We start from the raw sequence: 3,176 nt of genomic DNA on the forward strand, positions 1-3,176 counted from the left end.
TGTGCGGGACGGCACAGGCAGCTGAACAACTGACGGGCACGCTGAAGAAGATCAAGGACACCGGCGTCATCACGCTGGGCGTGCGCGAGTCGTCGATTCCGTTCAACTACAACCTGGGCGGCGTGCGCCAAGCCGGCTATTCCTACGATATCAACATGAAGATCGTGGAAGCCATCAAGGACCAGCTGAAGCTGCCGAACCTGCAGGTCAAGGAAATCCCGATCACCTCGCAGAACCGCATCACGCTGCTGCAGAATGGCACCATCGACATCGAGTGCGGCTCCACCACCAACAACCTGGAGCGCCAGAAGCAGGTTGCGTTCACCAACTCCATCTTCATCATCGGCACGCGCATCATGGTGAAGAAGGATGCCGGCATCAAGGACTGGGCCGACCTGAAGGGCAAGAACGTCGTCACCACCGCCGGCACCACGTCGGAGCGCCTGCTGCGCAAGATGAACGATGACCAGAAGCTGGGCGTGAACATCATCAGCACCAAGGACCACGGCCAGTCGTTCCTGACGCTTGAGTCGGGCCGCGCGGTCGCGTTCATGATGGACGACGCGCTGCTGTACGGCGAGCGCGCCAAGGCCAAGAACCCGGCCGACTGGATCGTGGTGGGCAAGCCGCAATCGCGCGAGTCCTATGGCTGCATGATCCGCAAGGACGATCCGCAGTTCAAGAAGCTGTCCGATACCGTGATCACCGGCATGATGAAGGACGGTTCGGTCAATACCCTGTACACCAAGTGGTTCATGACCCCGGTGCCGCCGAAGGGCCTCAACCTGGACTTCCCGCTGTCCGAAGACATGAAGGCGTTGTTCAAGACGCCGAACGACAAGGCGCTGGACTGACCTGCCGTTGACAGCAGTGTGAAACGGAAGGCATGTCCTTCCGTTTCTTTTTGAGGACGCAACATGAACTACAACTGGCATTGGGCAGTTTTCCTCGAACAGGCCGCCCAGAACGAGACCTACCTGGACTGGATGATTTCCGGCCTGAAGGTAACGCTCGCCCTGGGGCTCTCGTCCTGGGTCATCGCGCTGGTCATCGGCTCGGTGCTCGGCGTGCTGCGCACCGTGCCCAACAAGTGGCTGGCGGGCATCGCCGCCACCTATGTGGAAATCTTCCGCAACATCCCGCTGCTGGTGCAGCTGTTTATCTGGTATTTCGTCATGCCCGAGCTGCTGCCCGGCGGCGAGGCGATCAAGCAGATGAACCCGTTCGCACAGCAGTTCCTGGCCGCCATGCTGTGCCTGGGCACCTTTACCGCGGCGCGGGTCTGCGAGCAGGTGCGCTCGGGCATCAACTCGCTGGCGCGCGGGCAGAAGAACGCCGGGCTGGCGATGGGCTTCACGCTGCCGCAGACGTACCGCCACGTGCTGCTGCCGATGGCGTTCCGCGTGATCGTGCCGCCGCTGACGTCCGAATTCCTGAACATCTTCAAGAACTCGGCGGTGGCGTCGACCATCGGCCTGCTGGAACTGGCGGCGCAGGGCCGGCAACTGGTGGACTACACCGCGCGCCCGTATGAATCGTTCATCGCGGTCACGCTGATGTACGCGCTGATCAACGTGACGGTGATGCTGATCATGCGCTGGGTGGAAGCCCGCACGCGCGTGCCCGGCTTTATCGGCGGCAAGTAAGGGGGCGCCATGGCTTATTCCTTCGATTTCACCTCCATCACCCCTGCCACGCTCGAGGTCCTGGGCGAGGGCATGATGGTCTCGCTCAAGATCACCGTCACCGCGGTGGTGGTGGGCATCGTCTGGGGCACCATCCTGGCGATGATGCGGCTGTCGTCGTTCAAGTTGCTGAACTGGTTCGCGCAGGGGTACGTGACCATCTTCCGCTCCATCCCGCTGGTGATGGTGCTGCTGTGGTTCTTCCTGATCATTCCGCAGGTGCTGCAGAACCTGTTCAACCTGTCGCCGGCGACCGACCTGCGCATGACGTCCGCGCTGGTGGCCTTTGCGCTGTTTGAGGCCGCGTACTACTCGGAAATCATCCGCGCGGGCATCCAGAGCGTGTCGCGCGGGCAGATGTTCGCGGCGCAGGCGCTGGGCATGACCTATGGCCAGTCGATGCGGCTGGTGATCCTGCCGCAGGCGTTCCGCAACATGGTGCCGCTGCTGCTGACGCAAGGGATCATCCTGTTCCAGGATACGTCGCTGGTCTACGTCAGCGCGCTGGCCGACTTCTTTGGCCAGGCCTACGGCATCGGCGAACGGGACGGCCGCATTGTCGAGATGTTGCTGTTCGCCGGCGTGGTGTACTTCGTTATCTGCTTCTCCGCTTCGCTGCTGGTCAAGCGTTACCAGAAAAAGGTGGCTGTATGATCGAAATCAACAATGTCTCCAAGTGGTACGGCGCCTTCCAGGTGCTGACCGACTGCACCACCAAGGTCGCCAAGGGTGAAGTGGTGGTGGTGTGCGGCCCGTCCGGGTCGGGCAAGTCCACGCTGATCAAGACCGTCAACGCGCTTGAGCCGTTCCAGAAGGGCGATATCCTGGTCGACGGCACCTCGGTGGGCAATCCCAAGACCAACCTGCCCAAGCTGCGCTCGCGCGTGGGCATGGTGTTCCAGAACTTCGAACTGTTCCCGCACCTGTCGATCACCGAGAACCTGACCATCGCGCAGATGAAGGTGCTCGGCCGCTCCAAGGACGAGGCGATGGCCAAGGGCCTGAAGTACCTGGACCGCGTGGGCCTGAAGAGCCAGGCAGAGAAGTACCCCGGCCAGCTGTCGGGCGGCCAGCAGCAGCGCGTGGCGATTGCCCGTGCGCTGTCGATGGACCCGATCTGCATGCTGTTCGACGAACCGACTTCGGCGTTGGACCCGGAGATGGTCAATGAAGTGCTGGACGTGATGGTGCAGCTGGCGCACGAAGGCATGACCATGATGTGCGTGACCCACGAAATGGGTTTCGCGCGCAAGGTGGCCAACCGCGTGATCTTCATGGACCAGGGCAAGATCGTCGAGGACTGCGAGAAGGAGGAGTTCTTCGGCAATATCGAACACCGCTCCGAGCGCGCGCGCCAGTTCCTGTCGAAGATCCTGCATCATTGACCGGCCTGGCAAGGCAAGCAAAAAGGGACGCCTCGGCGTCCCTTTTTTTCGTTCCCGACGGCTCAGGTGCAGGCCGTGTTGGCCGCGTTCTTCGCCTGCACTTCCG

4 protein-coding genes are annotated in these 3,176 nt (G+C 61.9%); all 4 read left to right on the plus strand.

Going from position 1 to position 3,176, the window contains the following annotated elements; translation table 11 throughout:
- Positions 1-854, plus strand: an 854-nt coding sequence (locus tag CF68_RS34620; protein ID WP_035828055.1) for a glutamate/aspartate ABC transporter substrate-binding protein, incomplete at its 5' end; no start/stop codon positions are given.
- Positions 855-917: 63 nt separating this feature from the next.
- Positions 918-1,646, plus strand: a complete 729-nt coding sequence (locus tag CF68_RS34625; protein ID WP_035828058.1) for an amino acid ABC transporter permease — start codon at positions 918-920, stop codon at positions 1,644-1,646.
- 9 nt (positions 1,647-1,655) lie between these two features.
- On the plus strand, positions 1,656-2,339 hold the full coding sequence (gltK, locus tag CF68_RS34630; RefSeq protein WP_035828061.1) for a glutamate/aspartate ABC transporter permease GltK: 684 nt from the start codon (positions 1,656-1,658) through the stop codon (positions 2,337-2,339).
- Positions 2,336-3,070 (plus strand): amino acid ABC transporter ATP-binding protein, encoded by a 735-nt coding sequence (locus tag CF68_RS34635; protein WP_035828063.1) that lies wholly within the window; start codon positions 2,336-2,338, stop codon positions 3,068-3,070. Before gltK ends, CF68_RS34635 begins: the two co-directional genes overlap by 4 nt.
- Positions 3,071-3,176: the final 106 nt, after the last annotated feature.

The organism is Cupriavidus sp. SK-4 (assembly GCF_000611125.1).
Classification (GTDB): domain Bacteria; phylum Pseudomonadota; class Gammaproteobacteria; order Burkholderiales; family Burkholderiaceae; genus Cupriavidus; species Cupriavidus necator.

Coding starts and splice junctions, on each gene's coding strand:
- gltK (WP_035828061.1), top strand. CDS start 1,656: ATGGCTTATTCCTTCGATTTCACCTCCATCACCCCTGCCACGCTCGAG.
- CF68_RS34625 (WP_035828058.1), top strand. CDS start 918: ATGAACTACAACTGGCATTGGGCAGTTTTCCTCGAACAGGCCGCCCAG.
- CF68_RS34635 (WP_035828063.1), top strand. CDS start 2,336: ATGATCGAAATCAACAATGTCTCCAAGTGGTACGGCGCCTTCCAGGTG.